The sequence below is a fragment of the Gemella sp. 27098_8_155 genome, from assembly GCF_041433725.1.
GTDB lineage: Bacteria > Bacillota > Bacilli > Staphylococcales > Gemellaceae > Gemella > Gemella haemolysans_D.
Map to the genome: position 1 here is coordinate 72,500 of NZ_JAPWCA010000007.1, position 21,201 is coordinate 93,700.

General features: G+C 29.9%; 27 protein-coding genes. 11 read left to right on the plus strand and 16 right to left on the minus strand.

The window, feature by feature from the left end:
• Positions 1-37: 37 nt before the first annotated feature.
• From O5Y44_RS04630 to lepB, 9 genes are all read right to left on the minus strand, one after another.
• Entirely contained in the window at positions 38-406 is a 369-nt protein-coding gene (locus O5Y44_RS04630) for a single-stranded DNA-binding protein (protein WP_048802277.1), read from the minus strand.
• 65 nt (positions 407-471) lie between these two features.
• The gene (locus tag O5Y44_RS04635; protein ID WP_271988139.1) at positions 472-756 is read right to left on the minus strand and encodes a cupin domain-containing protein; all 285 of its coding nucleotides are present in this window, start codon (positions 754-756) and stop codon (positions 472-474) included.
• Positions 757-810: 54 nt separating this feature from the next.
• Complete coding sequence (locus O5Y44_RS04640) at positions 811-1,566, minus strand: class I SAM-dependent methyltransferase (protein ID WP_271988141.1); 756 nt, start codon at positions 1,564-1,566, stop codon at positions 811-813.
• Positions 1,567-1,689: 123 nt separating this feature from the next.
• Positions 1,690-2,334: an NAD(P)H-binding protein gene (locus O5Y44_RS04645; RefSeq protein WP_371465621.1), complete on the minus strand. Its 645-nt coding sequence runs from the start codon at positions 2,332-2,334 to the stop codon at positions 1,690-1,692.
• A 12-nt stretch (positions 2,335-2,346) separates the two neighbouring features.
• On the minus strand, positions 2,347-2,706 hold the full coding sequence (locus O5Y44_RS04650; protein ID WP_371465622.1) for a DUF1304 domain-containing protein: 360 nt from the start codon (positions 2,704-2,706) through the stop codon (positions 2,347-2,349).
• Positions 2,707-2,721: 15 nt separating this feature from the next.
• Positions 2,722-3,135 (minus strand): MarR family winged helix-turn-helix transcriptional regulator, encoded by a 414-nt coding sequence (locus O5Y44_RS04655; RefSeq protein WP_271965901.1) that lies wholly within the window; start codon positions 3,133-3,135, stop codon positions 2,722-2,724.
• Between the two features lie 143 nt (positions 3,136-3,278).
• Entirely contained in the window at positions 3,279-3,941 is a 663-nt protein-coding gene (locus O5Y44_RS04660; RefSeq protein ID WP_371465623.1) for a DNA alkylation repair protein, read from the minus strand.
• Between the two features lie 16 nt (positions 3,942-3,957).
• On the minus strand, positions 3,958-5,559 hold the full coding sequence (locus O5Y44_RS04665) for a CTP synthase (RefSeq protein ID WP_271965904.1): 1,602 nt from the start codon (positions 5,557-5,559) through the stop codon (positions 3,958-3,960).
• Between the two features lie 163 nt (positions 5,560-5,722).
• A complete protein-coding gene (gene lepB, locus O5Y44_RS04670) occupies positions 5,723-6,274 on the minus strand; it encodes a signal peptidase I (RefSeq protein ID WP_048803307.1) in 552 nt (183 codons plus the stop codon).
• 540 nt (positions 6,275-6,814) lie between these two features.
• On the opposite strand from lepB, the gene O5Y44_RS04675 reads away from it, so the two are divergent.
• From O5Y44_RS04675 to O5Y44_RS04690, 4 genes are read left to right on the plus strand one after another with little or no spacing between them, the layout of a single operon-like run.
• On the plus strand, positions 6,815-7,096 hold the full coding sequence (locus tag O5Y44_RS04675; RefSeq protein WP_371465625.1) for a thiamine-binding protein: 282 nt from the start codon (positions 6,815-6,817) through the stop codon (positions 7,094-7,096).
• On the plus strand, positions 7,071-7,856 hold the full coding sequence (locus O5Y44_RS04680) for an ABC transporter permease (protein ID WP_048803306.1): 786 nt from the start codon (positions 7,071-7,073) through the stop codon (positions 7,854-7,856). The genes O5Y44_RS04675 and O5Y44_RS04680 overlap by 26 nt, the downstream gene beginning before the upstream one ends.
• On the plus strand, positions 7,837-8,832 hold the full coding sequence (locus tag O5Y44_RS04685; RefSeq protein ID WP_003147161.1) for an ABC transporter substrate-binding protein: 996 nt from the start codon (positions 7,837-7,839) through the stop codon (positions 8,830-8,832). Before O5Y44_RS04680 ends, O5Y44_RS04685 begins: the two co-directional genes overlap by 20 nt.
• A complete protein-coding gene (locus tag O5Y44_RS04690; protein WP_316447740.1) occupies positions 8,832-9,551 on the plus strand; it encodes an ABC transporter ATP-binding protein in 720 nt (239 codons plus the stop codon). The genes O5Y44_RS04685 and O5Y44_RS04690 overlap by 1 nt, the downstream gene beginning before the upstream one ends.
• Before the next feature lie 51 nt (positions 9,552-9,602).
• Here O5Y44_RS04690 and O5Y44_RS04695 read toward each other — a convergent pair whose 3' ends face one another.
• Both O5Y44_RS04695 and O5Y44_RS04700 read right to left on the minus strand, forming a co-directional pair.
• Positions 9,603-10,760, minus strand: a complete 1,158-nt coding sequence (locus O5Y44_RS04695) for a chloride channel protein (RefSeq protein ID WP_271965907.1) — start codon at positions 10,758-10,760, stop codon at positions 9,603-9,605.
• 106 nt (positions 10,761-10,866) lie between these two features.
• The gene (locus tag O5Y44_RS04700; RefSeq protein WP_271965908.1) at positions 10,867-11,775 is read right to left on the minus strand and encodes a YitT family protein; all 909 of its coding nucleotides are present in this window, start codon (positions 11,773-11,775) and stop codon (positions 10,867-10,869) included.
• A 175-nt stretch (positions 11,776-11,950) separates the two neighbouring features.
• Between O5Y44_RS04700 and pssA the strand changes: the two genes are divergently transcribed.
• Entirely contained in the window at positions 11,951-12,469 is a 519-nt protein-coding gene (gene pssA, locus O5Y44_RS04705; protein WP_003147165.1) for a CDP-diacylglycerol--serine O-phosphatidyltransferase, read from the plus strand.
• 36 nt (positions 12,470-12,505) lie between these two features.
• On the opposite strand, the gene clpP is transcribed toward pssA, so the two are convergent.
• Both clpP and O5Y44_RS04715 read right to left on the minus strand, forming a co-directional pair.
• Positions 12,506-13,153 (minus strand): ATP-dependent Clp endopeptidase proteolytic subunit ClpP, encoded by a 648-nt coding sequence (gene clpP / locus O5Y44_RS04710; protein ID WP_102169953.1) that lies wholly within the window; start codon positions 13,151-13,153, stop codon positions 12,506-12,508.
• 166 nt (positions 13,154-13,319) lie between these two features.
• Positions 13,320-14,198, minus strand: coding sequence for a YitT family protein (locus tag O5Y44_RS04715; RefSeq protein ID WP_371465626.1), 879 nt, complete (start codon positions 14,196-14,198; stop codon positions 13,320-13,322).
• A 222-nt stretch (positions 14,199-14,420) separates the two neighbouring features.
• On the opposite strand from O5Y44_RS04715, the gene cysS reads away from it, so the two are divergent.
• The 5 genes from cysS to O5Y44_RS04740 are packed head-to-tail and all read left to right on the plus strand — an operon-like array spanning position 14,421 to position 18,012.
• Positions 14,421-15,818: a cysteine--tRNA ligase gene (cysS, locus tag O5Y44_RS04720; RefSeq protein ID WP_271987489.1), complete on the plus strand. Its 1,398-nt coding sequence runs from the start codon at positions 14,421-14,423 to the stop codon at positions 15,816-15,818.
• Entirely contained in the window at positions 15,803-16,234 is a 432-nt protein-coding gene (locus tag O5Y44_RS04725; RefSeq protein ID WP_048803296.1) for a Mini-ribonuclease 3, read from the plus strand. The genes cysS and O5Y44_RS04725 overlap by 16 nt, the downstream gene beginning before the upstream one ends.
• Complete coding sequence (gene rlmB / locus O5Y44_RS04730) at positions 16,218-17,033, plus strand: 23S rRNA (guanosine(2251)-2'-O)-methyltransferase RlmB (protein ID WP_316447726.1); 816 nt, start codon at positions 16,218-16,220, stop codon at positions 17,031-17,033. Before O5Y44_RS04725 ends, rlmB begins: the two co-directional genes overlap by 17 nt.
• Positions 17,026-17,466 (plus strand): GNAT family N-acetyltransferase, encoded by a 441-nt coding sequence (locus O5Y44_RS04735; protein WP_271987484.1) that lies wholly within the window; start codon positions 17,026-17,028, stop codon positions 17,464-17,466. Before rlmB ends, O5Y44_RS04735 begins: the two co-directional genes overlap by 8 nt.
• 21 nt (positions 17,467-17,487) lie before the next feature.
• The gene (locus O5Y44_RS04740; RefSeq protein ID WP_271987482.1) at positions 17,488-18,012 is read left to right on the plus strand and encodes an NYN domain-containing protein; all 525 of its coding nucleotides are present in this window, start codon (positions 17,488-17,490) and stop codon (positions 18,010-18,012) included.
• Positions 18,013-18,081: 69 nt separating this feature from the next.
• Here the strand turns inward: O5Y44_RS04740 and O5Y44_RS04745 are convergent, their stop codons facing one another.
• Both O5Y44_RS04745 and gorA read right to left on the minus strand, forming a co-directional pair.
• Positions 18,082-18,816: a DUF4097 family beta strand repeat-containing protein gene (locus O5Y44_RS04745; protein ID WP_271987480.1), complete on the minus strand. Its 735-nt coding sequence runs from the start codon at positions 18,814-18,816 to the stop codon at positions 18,082-18,084.
• A gap of 95 nt (positions 18,817-18,911) precedes the next feature.
• On the minus strand, positions 18,912-20,264 hold the full coding sequence (gorA, locus tag O5Y44_RS04750; RefSeq protein WP_271987479.1) for a glutathione-disulfide reductase: 1,353 nt from the start codon (positions 20,262-20,264) through the stop codon (positions 18,912-18,914).
• Between the two features lie 250 nt (positions 20,265-20,514).
• Between gorA and O5Y44_RS04755 the strand changes: the two genes are divergently transcribed.
• Complete coding sequence (locus O5Y44_RS04755) at positions 20,515-20,841, plus strand: thioredoxin family protein (RefSeq protein ID WP_271987477.1); 327 nt, start codon at positions 20,515-20,517, stop codon at positions 20,839-20,841.
• A gap of 103 nt (positions 20,842-20,944) precedes the next feature.
• Here the strand turns inward: O5Y44_RS04755 and O5Y44_RS04760 are convergent.
• Positions 20,945-21,201: IS3 family transposase (locus O5Y44_RS04760; protein ID WP_371465627.1), on the minus strand; the 257-nt coding region annotated here is incomplete at its 5' end.

Below are 21,201 nucleotides of genomic sequence, written 5' to 3' on the forward strand. Positions count from 1 at the left end.
ATGTTAGAGGTTTTGCAATCTAGTTTACTTTTTATTTCTATTGCCCTAAGACAAAAACATCTTCAGCTTCTTTTTCTTCTTTTTTAGATCCTTTAGTTAAAAATGAAATTTTATTAGCTATGATTTTAATTCTATAGTGGGTTACTCCGTCTTTATCTTTATAAACATTATTGTTTAAAGTACCTACTATATTAAGCAAACTTCCTTTTTCACAGTATCTAGCTGTATTTTCTGCAATTTTACCAAAAGCAGTAAATTCGAAAAATTCAGTATCATAGTTCCCTTCTTTATTCTTAAAATCAGACTGAACTGCAATAGTAGCTTTAATATAACTTACTTTCTTATCACTTTCTTTTAATTCCGGTTTTTTTACTAATCTTCCTATTAAAATTACTTGATTTAACATAATTTATCCTCCCTTAAAATAGTAATCTAGATTGCTATGAAAACATTAGGAAGATTATCTTAGTCTTATTTATTAATTAAAGTAACAAAAACTTCGCCATCCTTCAAAAATTCTGCATTAATATAATTATCACCATCAAAATGTAATAACTTACCTGGTTCTACGATATGAATTTCTTCATCATTTAAAAATACTTTAACTTCACCTTTAACACAAGTGAATACTACTAAAGCTTCTGGATGATTGTGTTTAGGAATTACATCACCCTGTTTTCCTACTTTTTTTACTAATTTAAATCTATCATGTTTTTTTAATAAACCTGCTTCTTCAAAAATTATTCCTACGCTCATATTAATTCTCCTTTATTTAAAAACTATTTTATATTTATTACGCTTACACTCTTATTATAGAACTTTTTTGTTAACAAAACAAATAAAATTCATATCTTTTTCCAATTTTTTAAAAACTACTCCCATCTTAATAAACTGTGATCTATTTTCTCTCTTAAATCCATTTTTTATTATTTTTAACGTATTTAAAATACCTTCATCATCTACAAGTCCAGATACAGTGAGTAATGTAAGTTTATCATAAAGACTATTAACCGTCTTAAAGCCCGCTTCTTCAAATAATAATAGCCAATTTTCTTTCGGTAACGGAGAAACATTCATATTAATTGCATCAGACAATGTCTTTTTCGTTTCTTCATAATTATTTAACAACAGTATGTCATGAGTCAGAAGTAATCCGCCTGGTTTTAATACTCTATAATATTCATTTAAGGCTTTAGATTTACTCTTATCACTAAACATAGTTAGCATAGCTTCATTTATAATATAATCAAAACTATTATCGGAGAATATTAAATGAAATGCATCCGCCCTCATAAACTCTATATTCTTTAGATTATTCCTTACAACTTCAAGTTGTGCTTCTAAAATAGATTCTTTATCTACATCTATTCCTATAAAGGTAGTCTTAGGATATCGTTTTGCTAAAGATATTAGATTTATTCCTCTGTTACATGCAACTTCTAAGACACGATTCCCAGCTTCAAACTTTATATGTGCAAGTAGAAAATCAGTTCCTTTCACCCCTCCAGGTCTTAATCTAGTTTTACCTAATTTTTTTAAAAATTTATGCCCCATTTCTTTTTTCATAATAACCCTCAACGTTTTATATTATACTTTTATTGTACAATAAGCTAAAATAAAAATCCAGAAATAATTGATAATAACTATCGATTATTTCTGGATCTTAAATTATATATTCATATATTCCTTCTAAAAATCCTTATATGTATAAGTTCCTTGTTCCTTATTCTCTATTGCAAAGCGAACAATTTCTCTACCTAGTACACTAACTTCGATTGGACTATATTTTTTAGCTTTTCCTTTTAATACAAGTTGAAAAACTGACGATACTTTCATAAATAATTCTTCCAAAAATCTCTTATCATCACGTTTACTTATAAGAAGAGATGGCTGAAATATTCTAAGAACTCCTAGATTCATTACTTTTAATTTATCTTCTAACTCTCCTTTTAATGAATTATAGAAGTTTTTCGATTTACTATTAGCACCAATTGCAGAAACTACATTAAAACTTCTTACTTTACCTTCACATAGTTTAGCAAAATTAACTGTATAATCTACATCTATCTTTCTTTGATTTTCTTTTGATCCTGCAATTTTTATCGTTGTTCCAAGACTTGCAAATACATCTGCATCTTCTAGGATACTTGTATCAAAATTTAAGTTTTCAAAATCAACTATTATTTTAGTCAACCTCTCTTCATCGTCTAACTTACCTATTGACTCTCGACCGAGAATATACACTTTATTATAAAAATTATCGGCTAAGATTTCTTTTAATATCTCTTTACCTACAGCTCCTGTAGCCCCAATAATTACCGCTGTTTTCTCCATTTTATCTCACCTCTAGAAAAATAATGATATTAAAGCTAGAATAGGTAATCCTCCTTGCTTTAATATTATTTTTTTATCACTTGTTAAGCCACCATATATAGCAACAAGTATAATATAAACTAATAACATTCCTACTACTTCTTTAGGATTTTTCGAGAAAAATGTTCCATATAAAAGTCCAACACCTATTAATCCATTATATACACCTTGATTTTTAAATAATGTGTTTAAATTCGGTCTTTTCAATTCTTCTTTTGAAATATTAAATACTCTACTTGTACTATCTGAATCTGTTACAAAAGTTTCTAAGTACATTATATAGAAAAATAGTACTGCTACTAACACTGTTAGAATAATTGATATTATATTCATTTTTATACCTCTTTCTTAAATTAAACTTTTATTAAATTTATCTAATAATTTAGTCAGATTTTTTAGATCATCATCTGTAAAATCCTCACTGATAATATTTCTGATATCAGTATCTTTAGTACAACTATCAATTTTGTTTTTTGAAGCTTCAGTTATTTCTATATAGATTTCTCTATTATTTTCTTTATTACGACGCTTATTAATATATCCTGCTTCTTCTAGTTTTTTTAAATGTCTAGTTATAGCAGCTGCGTCTATTTCTAAAATCTTAGATAGCTGTTTAGGTGTTGCTACATCAACCTCATATAAGTATTTTATAATTTGAAATCTTGTTAGACTTATTCCTAATCTTTTCTCAAATATATGAGCAATCTTTCTCTCTAGCACTTTCAAATCATGCAATAGATTTACATATTCTCTTATGTCCATTCACATAACCCTCTCTTTTATTGACTAGTCAATTATTGATAATTTCATTATAACTTAATTATAGTTGACTCGTCAATTATAATGCAAAAAAAAAAAAAAATAAAAAAGAAGAAGAGCAATTAAAAATCACTCTTCCTTTTTTATTAATTTAAGTACTTACTAGCTTCTCTTAAACTAAGATTCGCCATTTCACTTCTATTTTTTTCTATGAATTTTCTAACCCATTCTGGATTAACTTTTGAATAATCTCGAAGTGCCCATCCTATAGCTTTGTTAATAAAGAATTCACTATCACACAAATTATCTTCTAGTATTGTCTCTAATAGAAGTTTGTCTACATTCTCTTTGAATGATAATTGATGTAAGATTGCAACTCTTCTTAACCAGATGTCATTTTCTTTTTTAGACCATTCTAACATCAAAGTTTTTAATTCCTTGCTACGGTTCACAACATCACCAATAATCTTAGATAGTAAATCAACTGTATCCCACCAAGACTTAGTAACTACAAGATACTTCAACTTAGAAATATCACCTTTATTTAAAAACTTTTGCATCGTTTTTAAATAATATACTACGGCATATTGAAATTCTCTTTCTTCTTTATTCCAACAGGTTTCAATAAAATTCCAATCTATTACTTTTGTTTTTCTAGCTGTAGGAAAATACTTCTTATATAATTCTGTTCTTTTAGGTCCTCTTATACCAAGAAATCTAAATTTATCCTGCATGTACTTTTCCATAGATTCAGCTAAAAGTTCATTACGATTCTCTTCAAGTTCTGTTATTAAACCTGATAATTCCATATTAAATCTCTATTTCTTATCTTTTATTTTCTAAACTTGCTTTAATGAATCCAGCAAATAATGGGTGTGCTTTTTCTGGACGTGATTTGAATTCTGGGTGGAATTGACCAGCAACAAACCATGGGTGTTCAGGGATTTCAACGATTTCAACTAATTTTCCATCTGGGCTCACACCTGATAACACCATTCCTTTATCAGTTAGACGATCACGATAGAAGTTGTTGAATTCATATCTGTGACGGTGGCGCTCAGTAATATTGATTTCTCCATATTCTTTGTGTGCCACAGATCCTTCTGCCAATGTACATGGGTAACTTCCTAAACGTAAAGTTCCTCCCATTTCAACAACATTTTCTTGATCTGCTAATAAGTTAATAATTGGGTATGGTGTATTTGGATCTAATTCAGATGAATGTGCTCCAGTTAAACCACATACATTACGTGCAAACTCAACAGCAGCAAGTTGCATACCTAAGCAAATACCGAAGAACGGAACATTGTTTTCACGTGCATATTTAATAGTAGTAATTTTACCTTCTACTCCGCGATCACCAAATCCTCCTGGTACTAAAATTCCATCTGCATCTTTTAGATATTCATGTACATTTTCTTCTGTAATATCTTCAGATTGAATCCAATCAATTTTCACTTTAGCATTATGTTTGTAACCAGCATGTTTAAGTGATTCTACTACTGAAATATAAGCATCGTGAAGTTCTACGTATTTACCTACTAATGCGATTCTTACATTTTCTTTTAAGTTATCTACTCTATCTACTAATGATAACCACTCTGTCATGTCAGCTTCTGGCGCTGTCAAACCAAAGTGTTTTAATACGATATCATCAATTTTTTGAGCTTTAAGATTTACTGGTAATTGGTATAAATTACTTACATCGCGACTTTCAATAACGTTTTGTTTTGGAATATCACAGAATAATGAAATTTTAGCACGTAGTTCATCATTTAGAGCAAGCTCATTTCTAACTACGATAATATCTGGTTGAATACCTAATCCACGTAACTCTTTTACTGATTGTTGAGTTGGTTTAGTTTTCATTTCTCCAGCAGCTTTAATGTATGGTAATAATGTACAGTGAATGAAACATACATTTTCACGCCCTAAATCACTACGGATTTGACGGATAGCTTCTAAGAATGGTAAAGATTCGATATCTCCTGTTGTTCCACCGATTTCAGTGATAACTACATCCGCATCACTAGATTCTCCTGCTAATAATACACGTGATTTAATTTCGTTTGTTACGTGAGGAATTACTTGAACTGTTCCTCCTAAGTAATCTCCACGACGTTCTTTTTCAATAATTGAAGAATAAACACGTCCTGCAGTTACGTTAGAATATTGTCCTAAGTTAACATCGATAAATCTCTCATAGTGCCCTAAGTCTAAATCTGTTTCTGCTCCATCTTCTGTAACGAAAACTTCTCCGTGTTGATATGGACTCATTGTTCCTGGGTCAACGTTTAAATATGGATCAAACTTTTGTAAAGTTACTTTTAATCCCCTATTTTTTAATACACGACCTACTGATGCCGCTACAATCCCTTTTCCTAATGATGAAACTACTCCACCTGTTACAAAAATATACTTTGTCATTGTGTTCTCCTTCTATTAAAAATAATAAACCCCCTACGAAATTATCGCAGGGGGTGGTTTCTTAAATCACTCTTTAAGAGTGCCCGTATATTATTCTAGCATAACGCAATATTTTTAGCAACTAAAATAATCCGATATATATAATTTTCTTTATGATTGAATATTAAAAGAATTTGAACGAACTAAATGGATAGTATCTTAAACTTACTTTTCCAATCATCGCTTCTTTTTTAACAAATCCAAATACACGACTGTCCGTACTATGTTGTCTGTTATCTCCAAGTACAAAGTATGTTCCTTCAGGTACAGTCTTAGATTTTGTACTACTTAAAAATTCAATATTAAAGTCCGGTGTAAATGGTGCTGTTCCTGAAGCCTTAGCTTCTTTTATTTTCTGAGCTAAGTATGGCTCATCTACTTTTTGACCATTTACATATAATACGTCGTTTCTGTACTCAATAGTATCTCCAGGAACTCCAATTATACGTTTAATATAATCATCAGTTTCATTAGCGTGGAAAACAACTTCATCTCCACGTTCAAAGTTTTTACTAAATTTATTAACGAAAACTTTATCGTTATCAGCGAATGTATAATCCATTGAGTGACCTTTTACTGTGAAAGGTGCAATAACATATGTGCTTAGAACAAGATAAATAGCTATCGAAACTACAACAACTACTACCCATTCCATAATTTCTCTTAAAATTTTCACTGGTATATCCCTCTTTTATTTTATTTATGATTAATAATTCTATCATATATCAAAAGAAAAATCAAAAATTATTCTTTTATACTATTGTTATTATAATTATTAACATTACTGTGATTTTAGATCTCTATACTAAGAATAAAGTATTTAATCTACTCATCTCACCTAATTTAAAAACTTACTTATTTGGGACTGATTCAAAAGTCCTAAAATTTAACAAAGTTCATATGAGAACTCATAGACGCATTGGTTAATCGCGATCTAAATTCAACAAAAGCTTTTTTCGTATCTAATAAACTTTGCGGGGATAGCTCGATAAAATCTTGTTTCTCCGAAATCGCACTCTTTGAGTCAGTCCCTTGAAAGCACTATTATTGAATTATTTTACCGTTATGCTATAATTATTTATACGGGAGTCTGTGAACAGTCTGAGAGGAAATATCAATATTTCGACCGCACCTGATCTGGATAATGCCAGCGTAGGTAGACTTAGCTTAAAGACAAAACTTAGACCCCCCTTATATTGTAAGGAGGTTTTTTATTTTGATAAATTGCAGTATTGCATTACAAATTCTTCCACTTGATAAGCATGATGGAAGAATAGAAATTATAGATAAAGTTATCTATTTTCTACAAAATAAACATTCTAATATTAAGGTAACTCCATTTGAAACAGTTATTGAAGGAGAATTCAATGATTTAATGGATACATTAAAAGAATGTTTAGTCCTAGCGGGTGAGGACAGCAAAAATATTTTTGCAAATGTGAAAATTAACTACGGAGATGTTTTAACAATTGATGAGAAAATTAGCAAATTTAATTAACAAATACGCTGCAACTATTTCTATGTTGTGTTTAATCATAATTTGGCAAGGTGCTGGAAATCTTGGTTTATTGCCTAAATACATTATTCCAACACCCATTGAAATAGTAAAAGCATTTATAAAAAACTATCAACTATTAATTTTTCACAGCAAAATCACCCTACTCGAAGCTATAATAGGATTATTCCTAGGAATAGTCATAGCTTGGCTTCTTGCTTTAATTATGGATAGTATACCAATATTTAATAAGACCATTTATCCACTTTTAGTACTAACTCAAACTATTCCAACTATAGCCATAGCCCCTATCCTTGTTCTTTGGCTTGGATATGGACTAACTCCAAAGATTGTATTAATTGTTTTAACAACAACATTCCCAATAGTTGTTAGTATTCTAGATGGATTTAGAAACTGCGATAAAGATATGATTACTCTTTTACGCCTTATGAATGCAAGTAAATTCCAAATACTTTGGCATGTTAAAATTCCTACTAGTCTTAGCTATTTCTATGCAGGACTTAGAGTCAGCGTCTCTTATGCATTTATCGCTGCAGTAGTAGCTGAATGGCTTGGAGGATTTGAAGGACTTGGAGTATACATGATTAAAGCAAAAAAACTTTTTGAATATGATACTATGTTCGCAATTATCATATTAGTATCAGTTATCAGTTTACTAAGTATTGAACTTGTTAAACTAAGTGAGAAAAAATTTATTAAATGGAAATATATAGGAGAAAATCATGAAAAAGATATTAACTAGCATTTTTGCATTTATCTTAGCAATTTCATTAACTGCATGTAGCACAGTTAATAAAAATGCAGAGAAAAAAGAACTTAAAAAAGTCGACTTCGTTCTTGACTGGGCGATTAATACTAACCATACGGGTCTATATGTAGCGAAGGAAAAAGGATACTTTGCTGAAGAAGGTATCGATCTTGATATTAAACCAGCACCTGAAGATAGTACTTCTGATTTAATTATTAACAATAAGGCACCTTTTGGAATTTATTACCAAGACTCAATGGCTAACAAACTTTCTAAAGGAGCAGGAATCACTGCTGTAGCTGCCATTATCGAACACAACACATCTGGTATTATTTCACTTAAGAAAAACAATATTAAAGAACCTAAAGACCTTGAAGGTAAAAAATATGGAACTTGGAATGATCCAGTAGAATTAGCAATGGTTAAATCACTAATTCAAAAACAAGGAGGGGACGCTAATAAATTAAACTTAGCTCCAAACACAGATACTAATTCTGTTACTCCATTAGAAAATGGTCTTTTCGATGCTGCTTGGATCTACTATGCTTGGGATGGTAAATTAGCAGAAAGTATGAAATTAGATATTAACTACTTCTACTTAAAAGATTTCAATAAAGACTTAGACTACTATTCTCCAGTAATTATTGCAAATAATGATTACTTAAAAGAAAATAAAGAAGAAGCTAAAAAAGTTCTTAAAGCTATTAAGAAAGGATATGTCTACGCTATAGAACATCCTGAAGAAGCTGCAGAGATTTTAATTAAAAACGCTCCAGAATTAAAAGATAAAAAAGATTTCATCGTTGAATCTCAAAAATATTTATCTAAACAATATGCATCAAACAAAGATCACTGGGGTGAATTCGACGCTAACAGATGGAATGCATTCTACCGTTGGGTTAACGACAACAAAATCACTGAAAAACCTCTTGCAGAAAATACTGGATTCAGCAATGACTTTATAAAATAATGAACATATTATCAATAAAAAACTTATCTTTCAATTATCCGAACAATAAAATATTACACGATATAAATATATACGTCGACAAAGGCGAAGTCGTATCAATACTTGGTGGTAGTGGTGTTGGTAAAACTACACTTTTTAATATTATCGCAGGTATCAATCCTCTACAAAGTGGAGAAATATCAATAAAAGGAAACACAGACTATAAAGGTCGTGTTAGTTATATGCTTCAAAAAGATTTACTACTAGAGCATAAGACTATTATTCAAAATATAACACTTCCGCTTCTGATAAGAAAAGTCAGTAAAAAAGAAGCTGAAGAAGAAGCTATAAACAGTCTAAAATTATTTAACCTTTATGAATATAAAGATAAATATCCTAGCGAGTTAAGTGGAGGTATGCGCCAAAGAATCGCACTACTTCGTACATATATGTTTAAAGAAGAACTATTCTTACTAGATGAGCCATTTAGTGCACTCGATGCAATTACTAAAATTTCGCTGCACTCTTGGTATTTAGAAATTAAGAATAAATTTGACCTAACTACTCTACTTATTACCCACGATATCGATGAATCAATTGATCTTAGCGATAGAATTTATATCATAAAAAACAAACCTGGTGAAATAGTATCAGAAATTAAAATTAATCTTGACAAAGAAAATCAAGATGAACAAAAATTAAAATATAAAAAAGAAATACTTAATATACTTGGACTCTAAAAACTAAACCCTAATGTGAGTAATCACACTAGGGTTTCTTCTATATCTTTATTACTTATATATACTATACTTTTTATTTATTAAATAAATTAAAAATGCAGGTACAATTGCAAAAAACATAAGCTTATAACCAAATACTTCTAAAGCAAGAAGTATAGGAGCAATGTACGTTTTAGTAGCTGCTGAGAATACAAGGCAATATCCTAGGGCTGCAGTTACTAAAATAGGTAAACCTAAATACGTTCCCAGAATTACTCCACATGTAGCTCCTATTGCAAATAGCGGCGTAACTTCTCCACCACTAAAACCAATACCTGTACAAATCGCTGTTAAAATAATCTTCAATATAAAATCATAAATTTGAATTTGCTCAAAGTTTGTGAAAGAAAGGCCAATTAAATTTGTTCCTAACGAAGCGTATCTATATTCAAAAATAAAACTAACTAGAATAAATACAATCAAAAGGATCCAACTAATTTTATTATTTGATGCTACTATTTCTTTAATTTTTCTTTGAATAACAACAAAGAAAATTCCTACAAATACGAAAACTATACCGATTAAAATTATCTTTAATAAAAATTCTATATTTATATTCACCTTACTTATGTCTATTCTTACAAAGAACTTCTCTAAACCTAATTTATGTGAAACAAAGGCGCTAATATATGCTCCGATGATATATGTTATATACTCATATACCTTATTCACTGTAAAATTAAATCTTTCACTAACAACTTCTAAAATAAATACTACCGCAGCAAGTGGCGTCTGAAACAATCCAGCAAAACCACAAATCATTCCTAATTTAACAAAAAATTGTTTCTTCTCCTTACTGAAATCTCTGCCAGCAAGATTACCTCCGATAGCTCCGCCTAACTGAACAGCAACCCCTTCACGTCCGACACTTACTCCAAATCCATGTGCCAATAAAGTATTTAACGTTAATATCAATGGAAAACTCCATGATACCTTATCTTTTTTATCAGTTGCAGCTTCAATAAAATATTTCATTCCTATCGTATTAGTTTTTAAATACTTATTACTAAATTTTGTAAAAAGTAATATTATAGGTGTCAACACTATCAAATACTTGTAATAATCACTTGTTACCTCTATGAGTTTTAATAATATCTGTCCAAATACTGAACAACAAACAGCTATTAATAATATTAAACTTACTAATCTTATATAATAATTCTTAAACATACTTTTTTTGATTTTTTCCTCCTTGTATTGAATAATAACAGGGGCGACTTTAGACTTATGATTCATAAAAAATCATCTTTATAAAGTCACTCCCATACATCCTTTTTTATAATTTATTCTTAAACGATAATCTCGTTTTCTTCGGTTGATCAAAACTGAATCCTTCACCAATAATGTCATGCACTTCGGTGATTGTTACAAAAGCCCGTGGATCAATATTATAAACGATGGATTTTACTTTCCCTATTTCATTTCTTGAAACTACACAATATCCTATATTTAAATCTTTCTTAGAATAACTTCCCTGACCTTTAATATATGTCAAGCCTCGATTCATATCTTCTTGTATTCTTTTGGTGATTAATTCTATCTCTGATGAAACAATCATTACACCCTTTCCTGGAACACCGCCTTCAACAACATAGTCAATCATTTTAGTACAAATAAATATATATATCAAAGTATATAATATCGCAGGAAAACTTTTAACTACTACAAATGTTAAAGCTATAATTACTCCATCAAGAACTTGAATTATTCTACCAATTGAACTTCCTGTATAAAGCTGAATAATCTTAGCTACAATATCGACTCCCCCGGTTGTTCCACCTGCTAAAAAGACTATTCCAAGTCCAATTCCAGCAAGAATTCCTCCAAAAACAGAAGCAAGTAATCTATCTCCACCTATATCAATCGCAATATTGTATTTTTCAAATACACCTATCCAAAAAGTCAGCATAAAAATACCATAAACAGTATATAACATAGTTTTCTTATCTAACATTTTATAACCAATTACCAATAAAGGTATATTCACCAAAATTGTACCAACAGAAACAGGTAGTCCAATTGCATATAATAATAACAGAGCTATCCCTGTTCCCCCACCTTCTGCAAGTTTATTTGGAACATTAAAATGCATAATAGCAAAAGAATAAATTGCACATCCCAGAGAAATAATAAATAACTCTTTAATAATTTTTTTAAAATTTAAATTTTTAAAATTCTTTTCCATAGTACACCTCCCAAAATTCGACTGTACCCTAATTATAACACTTTATTTCGGGATAAACAACACCGTACTTATATAAATTTTCTAACTTTAATTATTATAAATTTTATATTTTCTTAGACATTATTTCAAATTTGTACTATAATTATAATATCAATATTGGAGGTTGACTTTTAAGATGAATAAAAACTTCATACCAAATTATCTTACCTTATGTAATATATTTTGTGGATTCATGTCAATTTTGACTACATCACACGGATATTTCATTTGGGGAACTGTCTTTATTATATTAGCCATGCTTGCAGATAGATACGATGGTATCGTTGCAAGAAAACTTGGTGTTGTTTCTGAAATTGGTCACGATTTAGATTCTCTATGTGACGTAGTTAGTTTCGGAGTAGCACCTGCTATGCTTGTTTTTGAAATATTTGTTACTACTGAAAAACCATCAGCTATTTTAACGACAATAGTTGCAATAATTTGCGGAGTATACGTATGTTGCGGGGCTTATCGTTTAGCCAGATTCAACGTTACAAAAATGAAAAATGGATACTACCAAGGTGTTCCTATCACAACTTGTGGAACAATTCTTGCGATTATCGCACCTATAAAATTACCAAGCATTGCTACGTTAATCTTAGTAATATTATGTTCTTATCTAATGGTAAGTAATTTAAAAATCAAGAAAATATAAAAGGAATCGGGTTACATGCCCAATTCCTTTTTTTATTTATTCTGATTTTTTAGCAACTTTTTTCGTAGCTTTTTTTGGTTTCTCTTTTTTCTGTGGTTTGTTATTTTCTGGATACATTACTTTATCAACTAATCCATATTCACATGCTTCTTCAGCAGTTAAGTAATTATCACGTTCTGTATCACGTTCAATAGCTTTAATAGTTTGTCCAGTTCTGTCTGCTAGAATTTTGTTTAATTTTTCACGAGTTCTTAAAATGTGTTTGGCTGCTATTTCAATTTCAGTTGCTTGCCCTTGTGCTCCACCTAATGGTTGGTGAATCATTACTTCCGCATTTGGAAGTGCATAACGTTTACCAATAGTTCCTGCTGCAAGTAAGAATGCTCCCATACTAGCCGCCATACCCATACAAATAGTTACAACATCACATTTAATATGTTGCATAGTATCGTAAATTGCAAATCCAGCCGTTACACTTCCCCCTGGTGAATTTATGTAAAAGTAGATATCCTTTTCACTATCTTGTGCTTCTAAAAATAAAAGTTGACTTGTTATTGAATTAGCTACTTGGTCATTAACATCCGATCCTAAAATAATGATTCTATCTTTTAATAATCTTGAATAAATATCATAAGCTCTTTCTCCTTGAGAAGTTTGCTCAATTACTGTAGGAATTAAATTCATTTTCTTACCTCCTAATTTTCTTTTCACTTGTTATTATATATCAAATATGGTCAATTATCAACTTATTTCCCCTTTTTAACTTTTCTTTATTTTCAATAAATTCTCCACTAATTTATAATAAATACGGCTCAAAAACAACTGTTTTCAAACCGTAATTTTATTTATCTTATAACCTATATGAGTGTTCTTTAAAGTTACCAACTATAGTATTAACCGCAGTTACTGTAATAAATGCTTCTGGACAATTTTTTGCTACTAATTGTCTTAAAAGATGCATCTCATTTTGTTGAATAACCACGATAATCATTCTTTTTTTCTTGTGAGAATATCCACCTTCAACATCCATTATTGTAGAACCTCTATGCAAGGTAGTATTTATCAGTTCTACCATTTTTTCCGGATTACTACAAATTATTGTACATTGTATATATGCTGAAAAGAATTTTTGAACACCTTTCATCGTTTGATTACGTACAAAACTCATTACAAGTGCATACATTACATATTTAATATCAAAAAATATCCACACTATTATATATATTGTTATATCTTGTATTAAAAAAACTGTTGGTAAATTATATTTGAACTGCTTAGTAATAAACTTACCTGTTATATCCGTTCCACCAGTTGAAGCTCCAGCAACCAACAGACAACACATGGCTAATCCCGAAATAATTCCACAGAAGATTGCTGCTACAAGCGAATCTCCAAGGTTAACAGGAGTTATTATCTTAGGTAAATTATTAATTAAAAATGATGAAATACTAATCACTAATCCTGTTAGTATTACAAATTTTCTTCCTATATATTTATAACCTAAATAAAATAATGGAACATTTAAAACAAATTGTGCTGTCCCTATTTTTATCCCAGTTATTTTATTAATTACTAAACTTAATCCTAATGCACCACCTGCTCCAATATTATTAACAGGTATTAACAATCCAGCATAAATTGAGAATAATACTGTTCCTAGTATTATTAAAAATATGTCTTTTGATTGCTTATGTTGATCAGTCGTATAAATCGTATCCGATAATTTCATGTTATCCTTATCCTTTATTTTTTATCCACTATATATTTTAATACAAATTAAATTTTAAAACAATTAAAAATCAACTATCTCTAATGAAATATTAATAAATAATTCATTTTATCAACATTTTGTGTTAAAATTTAAGTAATAGATTTTTCTAATTATTAAAAAATTGAGAATTTTGGGAGTACATCACTTACATATTTGCCCCCAATTAAAAAGGAGCTATTTATGATTAAACTCTATAATACATTGACAAAACAAAAAGAAATTTTAAAAACAATAGAAGAAAATAAAGTACGAATGTATGTTTGTGGACCAACTGTATATAATTATATTCATATCGGTAATGCACGTCCTATTATAGTCTTTGATGTTGTACGAAAATATTTAGAACACAGTGGATATGAAGTAGATTTCATCTCTAACTTTACTGATGTTGACGACAAGATTATTAAAGCAAGTAATGAAGAAGGAATTTCTACTAGTGAACTTACAGATAAGTACATCAATGCCTTCTTTAAGGATTACGATGCATTAGGATGTAAAAGAGCAACGAAAAATCCTCGAGTTACAGAATATATGCAAGAAATAATCAAATTCATAGCTAAATTAGTTGAAGAAGGATATGCCTATGAAGCAGACGGTGATGTTTATTTCAGAACTCGTAAAAAAGAAGACTACGGAAAATTAAGTAAACAATCTATCGATGATTTAATTAGTGGTGCTCGAATCGAAGTTGGAGAACACAAGGAAGATCCACTAGATTTTGCACTATGGAAAAAAGCTAAGCCAGGTGAAGTAAAATGGGATAGTCCATTTGGAGAAGGTCGTCCAGGTTGGCACATTGAATGTTCTGTTATGGCTAAAGAAACACTGGGCAAAACAATCGATATCCACGCTGGTGGACAAGACTTAACATTCCCTCATCACGAAAATGAAATTGCACAATCAGAATGTCATAACCATGCACCATTTAGTAATTATTGGATGCACAATGCATTTATAAATATTGATAATGTTAAAATGAGTAAAAGTTTAGGGAATTTCCGTTTAGTAAAAGATATTATCGCCGAAATAGACCCTATGGTACTTCGTTTATTCATGTTGACAGTTCACTATAGAACACCAATTAACTACACATTAGAAAATATTGAATTAGCAAAAACAAACTTCGAAAAAATTAAAACTTCTTATCAAAATCTACAATTCAGATTAAATAACGAAATGACTGAAGAAAAATTAGATACAGAAGTTGTAGCATTAATTACAGAAGAACTAAATAAATTTGAAGAATATATGCAAGATGATTTCAATACAGCAAACGCCCTTTCTTCATGGTATGAAATTGTAAGAATTTCAAACTCATATACAGCAAAAGAAGCTGTTAACAAAGAAACATTAGAACTAATCAATGCTGCATTCGAAACGTATAGTTCAATTCTAGGAATAAATGTAAAAGAAGATAACACTCTTGATAGTGAACATATTGAAAGCTTAATAGCTGAACGTGAAGCCGCTCGTAAAAACCGTGATTTCGCTTTAGCTGATAAAATCCGAGATGACTTAAAAGAACAAGGAATTATCCTAGAAGATACAAAACAAGGTGTACGATGGAAAAAAATATAACATTTAAATTTACTGAAAAAAACTTCGCTAATCCAAATCAAATGCAAGCTTTAACTCTTGCCTATATTGGAGATAGTATTTACGATATAATGAGTAGAGAATATGTTATGAAAAATCATTTAGGAAAAATAAATGATCTTCACAAAACAGTTTCTACAATCGTATCTGCTAGAGCTCAAGCAAGTTTTATGGAAAACATACTAAACAATAGTATTTTGACAGAACAAGAAGAAAAAATTTATAACCGTGCAAAAAATCAAAAAAATAACTCTAAAGCAAAAAATGCTAGTATTATGGAATATAAACTAGCTACTGGTTTAGAGGCTGTATTCGGTTATTTATATTTAGAAAAAAACTTCGAAAGATTGGAGGAAATGTTTAACTACATAATAAAATTATATGAAGAAAAACAATAAACACTATAAAGAATTAAGACTAAAAAATAAAGGACAAAAACCTCAAGTTCAAACTGCTGAAATTGATTTGGATAAAGAAGTAATTGCTGGTCGTAACGCTATACTTGAAGCAATTAAATCAGGACGTGAAATTAATAAAATTCTATTCCAAGAGGGGATTGAAAAAGGAAGATTAAAATCTATTTTTGCTATTGCTAATGAGAAAAAAATCATTTGTCAAGAAGTTCCAAAACGTAAACTAGACAATTCAACTACTGAACGTCACCAAGGAGTTATCGCCTATGTTGCGCCATACTCTTACTTTGAACTTGATGAAGTAGTAAATAACTTAGAAATTAATAAGGATACTACCCTACTTATTTTAGACCATATTGAAGATCCACATAACCTAGGTGCGATAATTCGAACTGCTGAAGCAAGTGGTGTTAAAGCAATAATAATTCCTAAACGTCGTGCCGCTGTAGTTAGCCAAACTGCAGTTAAAGCTTCTGCCGGAGCAATTGAACACATGCCTGTTATCCGTGTATCAAACCTAACTGATGCTATTAAAAAATTAAAAGAAAAAGGATTCTGGATTGCAGGAACAACATTAGCAGAACGTTCTGAAGATTACACAAAAATTGCAAAAGATGTACCTTTAGCTATCGTAATCGGTAACGAAGGTGAAGGTATGAGTAAAGTTGTTACTAACGAATGTGATTTCTTATATCACCTACCAATGTTAGGAAAAATCCAAAGCTTAAACGCTTCTGTAGCAGCTGGTATAATAATGTACGAAAGAATTAAGTCTAATGATTAAAATATTAAAATCTAAAGAAGAGCTTAACCTTGGTTTTGCTCTTCGTATTGAAGTATTCGTTAAAGAACAAAAAGTTCCAATGGAACTTGAATTTGATGAAAAAGATAATAGCGAAAATACGGTTCATGTTGGATTCTTTGATAACAATAAACTTATCGGAGTTGCACGACTTATAGATCTTGATAAAGACGTTATTCACATTGGACGCGTTGTTATTGATAAAGAATACCGCGGTCAAGGAATTGGACGTGAACTTATTATTGGATGCGAAAATATCGCACAGCAAATTTTAAAAAGAAAAATAATTATCGAACTTAGTGCTCAAATACAAGCCGAAAACTTCTATAAATCATTAGGTTATAATCGAGTTAATGACATAATATATTTAGATGCAGGCATTGAGCATGTAGATATGAGGAAAGAAATTAATTAAATTATCAAAGGAGGACTTTTTATGAAAAAACAATATTTATTTATTGACGGTTATAATTTACTTTTTCGTATGAAAGAATATGACTTAATAAAAAGCTCTACCTTTCCTACCGAACGAGACATTCTAATTGATATGCTTCGTGAATATGCAGGTGGAAATAACTATATCGTTTACTGCGTATTTGACGCTTATCTAACACGTTCAAAAGAATACATTAAAGAAGAACCACCTATTACTATTGTTTATACAAAAACTGGTGAAAGGGCTGACCAATGGATAGAAAGAAAAACTCGAGAATTAAGAATCGATCACTTTATAGATATTATAGTAGTAAGTGACGATCATGACGAACGCGACACCACTCTTGGCTACGGAGCAATTTTGCGAGATTGTCACATGTTTATAAAAGAATTAAAAGATAGAAAACAAAGTGTTTCTAAAATAACAAAAAATCACAATTCTCGTGAATTAAAAAATAGACATATCCGCATGAGTGACAATGATAGAAGAAAACTAGAAAATTTCATAAAAAATGGGAAATTTTAAAATTATAAGAGATGGATATATTAAATATCCACCTCTTCTTTTTTTATTTTGAAAAATTCGTTATCTAATCTAAATAAAGCTAATTTCAATTTTTCCTTTATCTGAAACTGCTGTTATTTGTTTATCTTTAGAGTCAGCTGTATTTTTACTATAATTAATTTGATAATCTTGTTTATTTCCTTTAATTTTTGCAAAAATATCTCCAGATTCTGTTAGCATATTCATAGTATTTACCTTTGTTTGGTCTACTATAATTTTTGTATTATTTTTAGTTTCAATAATCGCTTTATTTATAATATCCTTTGTTATTTGTACCTTCTTGTTATCAGTAGCGATTTTAAGATTACCTATCTCAGCTCCATCAACTACAACCTCGTCATTACTATTAATAATTAAACTTTCTACATTTACATCAAAGATTTTTGAAGTTGCATCTTTGTTCTCTATAGTAATACTTTTATACATTTTTTTAGGAAGATATACAGTAAGTTCATTCTCACCTGACTCCTCTGCAGAAGCAGTAATATCTAATAAATTATTATCTGTAAAATATTTATAATTTCCTTTGAAATTTCCTTTTATTAAAATCGTTTCATTGTTATGATAATAAATTTTAACATTATTTTTCAATGCATTAATTTTAATACTATCTATCCCTTTCTTCCCAATCCATTCACTAAAGACTTTATTAGAAGATTCTTTTGGAGTATTAGTTTCTTTATCCTCTTTACTGAATCTCACACAACCTGTTGCAATCGATACAGTTAATATTGCAATAATTATTGTTTTTAAAAATTTTTTCATTATTATCCTCTCCCACCCTCAGAATACTCCTATAAAAAAAGAATGTCAAGAAAAAAATGATTGACCTAGGAAAAGGCCAATCATTTTTTATAAAATTATCTCATTGTTACAAATTCTTCAGAACCAGTTGGGTGGATCGCTACTGTGTTATCGAAATCACGTTTTGTTGCTCCCATTTTAATAGCAACAGCAAATCCTTGAATCATTTCATCCACACCATAACCAATCCCATGTAATCCTACAACTTTCTCCTCTTCACCAAGAGTAATAAGTTTCATAAAACATGGTTGTCTGTGACTAGTTATTGCTGAATACATTGGAGTAAATGAAGATTTATAAACTTTAATATTTTCTTCACCAAATTCTTTAATAGCTTGCTCTTCTGTATATCCAATAGAACCAATCGCTGGGTGTGAGAATACTACTGTAGCAACGTTAGTGTAATCTAAGTGCTCTTCAGGTTTATTATTAAATAATCTTTCTGATAATCTACGTCCTGCTGCAACTGCAACTGGAGTTAACGCTAAGCGCCCTGTTACATCACCTACTGCATAAATTCCTTCTACATTAGTATTTTGGAATTTATCTGTAGGAATAAATCCACGCTCATCTACTTCCACACCTGCAGCTTCTAAATTAAGATTTTCAGATAATGGTTTTCTACCGATTGCCCAAATTAAAAGATCAACTGTTGTTTCGCGTCCATCTTCAAGTACTAAAGTAACGCTGTCATCACCATTTTTCACAACTTTTTTAGGAATAGCATTTGTGTGAAGAGTTGGACCTTCTTCATTTATAACTTTTACTAAAGTATCTACTATATCTCTGTCAAAAGTTCTTAAAGGACGATCACGTCGTACAAATAAGTGAGTATCAACACCAAGACCGTGGAATACTCCAGCAAGTTCAACCGCAATATATCCGGCACCTACTACTGCAATACGTTTTGGTAATTGTTTTAATGCAAAAACTTCATTAGATGTAACACCATACTCAGCTCCCTCAACATTAGGAATAGTTGGTTGTCCACCAGTTGCTATTAAAATATGATCAGCAGTATACTGTTCTCCATTAACTTCAACTGTATTTTTGTTAACGAACTTAGCATATCCTCTTACTAAATCTACTTTGTTATTATTTAATCCACGCTCATAAGAACCATGAATTCTATCAATATATGCAGAACGATTACCTATTAATTTTGAAAAATCAAATTCTAAATTTTCAAAACTAAATCCATAGTCATTAGCATATAATTTTAAACTCTCAGATATTTGTGACGCATGCCACATAACTTTTTTAGGAACACATCCAACATTTACACATGTCCCACCTAATTCATTTCCTTCGATTAACAATCCTTTTATACCGTACATTGCAGCTCGGTTAATTGAAGCTATTCCTCCGCTTCCTCCACCAATCGCAATATAATCATAATGTTTTGCCATGTTTTCACCTCTATAATATTGTATAGCTTTTATCAATAAAAGTTTAGTATTTATATAAATAATTATATCACATAAATCTAATCTCTATATCACATATTATGCAACATTTAACAATTAAATTCAATATATTTGCTTACATTTGTAATCAAAATTGAAAATGAAAATATAAACTGAAAATTAAAAACTAAGCATTCTCCATGCTAACAATTAATTTTTGTGATATAATCTTAGTCATAAATGAGGTGATTATATGTTTAATTATATAGAAAAATTAAATTCTATAGAACAATTCAAAGTATTAAAAGAAGAAAATGAAAAAATTGTCTTTGTATTTTCTGCAACGTGGTGTCCAGATTGCATCATGTTAGACCATTACTTAGAAGAAACGATAAACAAGTTTCCTGAAATAAAATTTATCTACGTTAATCGTGATGATTATCCAGAAATAGCTCAAGCTCTTGATATTTTTGGTATTCCTTCTTTTGTAGGTTACAAAAATAATGTAGAAGTTAGTCGCTTTGTATCAAGACTAGCTAAAACTCAAAAAGAAGTAGAAGAATTTTTAGAGAAAATTTAGTCTAAATAAAAAATAAGGCTTAGCGCATTTTGATCTGACCCCAAAAAGTTAGACTTAGGATAGCGTAGTAGTTATAATGACTGCTACGCTATCTTTTTTATATTTATACAGTCATATGTTCTATTCTATATTGCTTAGGACTTAACCATCCTAGTTTCTCTTTTATTCTCTCTTCATTATAGTATTTTATATATTTTTCAATAGCTAATTTCAGTTCCCTATAACTATTATATGTTGTTCCATAGTATATCTCTTGTTTTAATATTCCGAAGAAATTCTCCATTATCGAATTATCCAAACAATTTGCTTTTCTAGACATACTTTGGTAAATACGTTCTTCTTTTAACCTTTTCGAGTATG

Coding starts and splice junctions, on each gene's coding strand:
- O5Y44_RS04630 (WP_048802277.1), bottom strand. CDS start 406: ATGTTAAATCAAGTAATTTTAATAGGAAGATTAGTAAAAAAACCGGAA.
- O5Y44_RS04635 (WP_271988139.1), bottom strand. CDS start 756: ATGAGCGTAGGAATAATTTTTGAAGAAGCAGGTTTATTAAAAAAACAT.
- O5Y44_RS04640 (WP_271988141.1), bottom strand. CDS start 1,566: ATGAAAAAAGAAATGGGGCATAAATTTTTAAAAAAATTAGGTAAAACT.
- O5Y44_RS04645 (WP_371465621.1), bottom strand. CDS start 2,334: ATGGAGAAAACAGCGGTAATTATTGGGGCTACAGGAGCTGTAGGTAAA.
- O5Y44_RS04650 (WP_371465622.1), bottom strand. CDS start 2,706: ATGAATATAATATCAATTATTCTAACAGTGTTAGTAGCAGTACTATTT.
- O5Y44_RS04655 (WP_271965901.1), bottom strand. CDS start 3,135: ATGGACATAAGAGAATATGTAAATCTATTGCATGATTTGAAAGTGCTA.
- O5Y44_RS04660 (WP_371465623.1), bottom strand. CDS start 3,941: ATGGAATTATCAGGTTTAATAACAGAACTTGAAGAGAATCGTAATGAA.
- O5Y44_RS04665 (WP_271965904.1), bottom strand. CDS start 5,559: ATGACAAAGTATATTTTTGTAACAGGTGGAGTAGTTTCATCATTAGGA.
- O5Y44_RS04680 (WP_048803306.1), top strand. CDS start 7,071: ATGAGAAAATTAGCAAATTTAATTAACAAATACGCTGCAACTATTTCT.
- O5Y44_RS04685 (WP_003147161.1), top strand. CDS start 7,837: ATGAAAAAGATATTAACTAGCATTTTTGCATTTATCTTAGCAATTTCA.
- O5Y44_RS04690 (WP_316447740.1), top strand. CDS start 8,832: ATGAACATATTATCAATAAAAAACTTATCTTTCAATTATCCGAACAAT.
- O5Y44_RS04695 (WP_271965907.1), bottom strand. CDS start 10,760: ATGTTTAAGAATTATTATATAAGATTAGTAAGTTTAATATTATTAATA.
- O5Y44_RS04700 (WP_271965908.1), bottom strand. CDS start 11,775: ATGGAAAAGAATTTTAAAAATTTAAATTTTAAAAAAATTATTAAAGAG.
- pssA (WP_003147165.1), top strand. CDS start 11,951: ATGAATAAAAACTTCATACCAAATTATCTTACCTTATGTAATATATTT.
- clpP (WP_102169953.1), bottom strand. CDS start 13,153: ATGAATTTAATTCCTACAGTAATTGAGCAAACTTCTCAAGGAGAAAGA.
- O5Y44_RS04715 (WP_371465626.1), bottom strand. CDS start 14,198: ATGAAATTATCGGATACGATTTATACGACTGATCAACATAAGCAATCA.
- cysS (WP_271987489.1), top strand. CDS start 14,421: ATGATTAAACTCTATAATACATTGACAAAACAAAAAGAAATTTTAAAA.
- O5Y44_RS04725 (WP_048803296.1), top strand. CDS start 15,803: ATGGAAAAAAATATAACATTTAAATTTACTGAAAAAAACTTCGCTAAT.
- rlmB (WP_316447726.1), top strand. CDS start 16,218: ATGAAGAAAAACAATAAACACTATAAAGAATTAAGACTAAAAAATAAA.
- O5Y44_RS04735 (WP_271987484.1), top strand. CDS start 17,026: ATGATTAAAATATTAAAATCTAAAGAAGAGCTTAACCTTGGTTTTGCT.
- O5Y44_RS04740 (WP_271987482.1), top strand. CDS start 17,488: ATGAAAAAACAATATTTATTTATTGACGGTTATAATTTACTTTTTCGT.
- O5Y44_RS04745 (WP_271987480.1), bottom strand. CDS start 18,816: ATGAAAAAATTTTTAAAAACAATAATTATTGCAATATTAACTGTATCG.
- gorA (WP_271987479.1), bottom strand. CDS start 20,264: ATGGCAAAACATTATGATTATATTGCGATTGGTGGAGGAAGCGGAGGA.
- O5Y44_RS04755 (WP_271987477.1), top strand. CDS start 20,515: ATGTTTAATTATATAGAAAAATTAAATTCTATAGAACAATTCAAAGTA.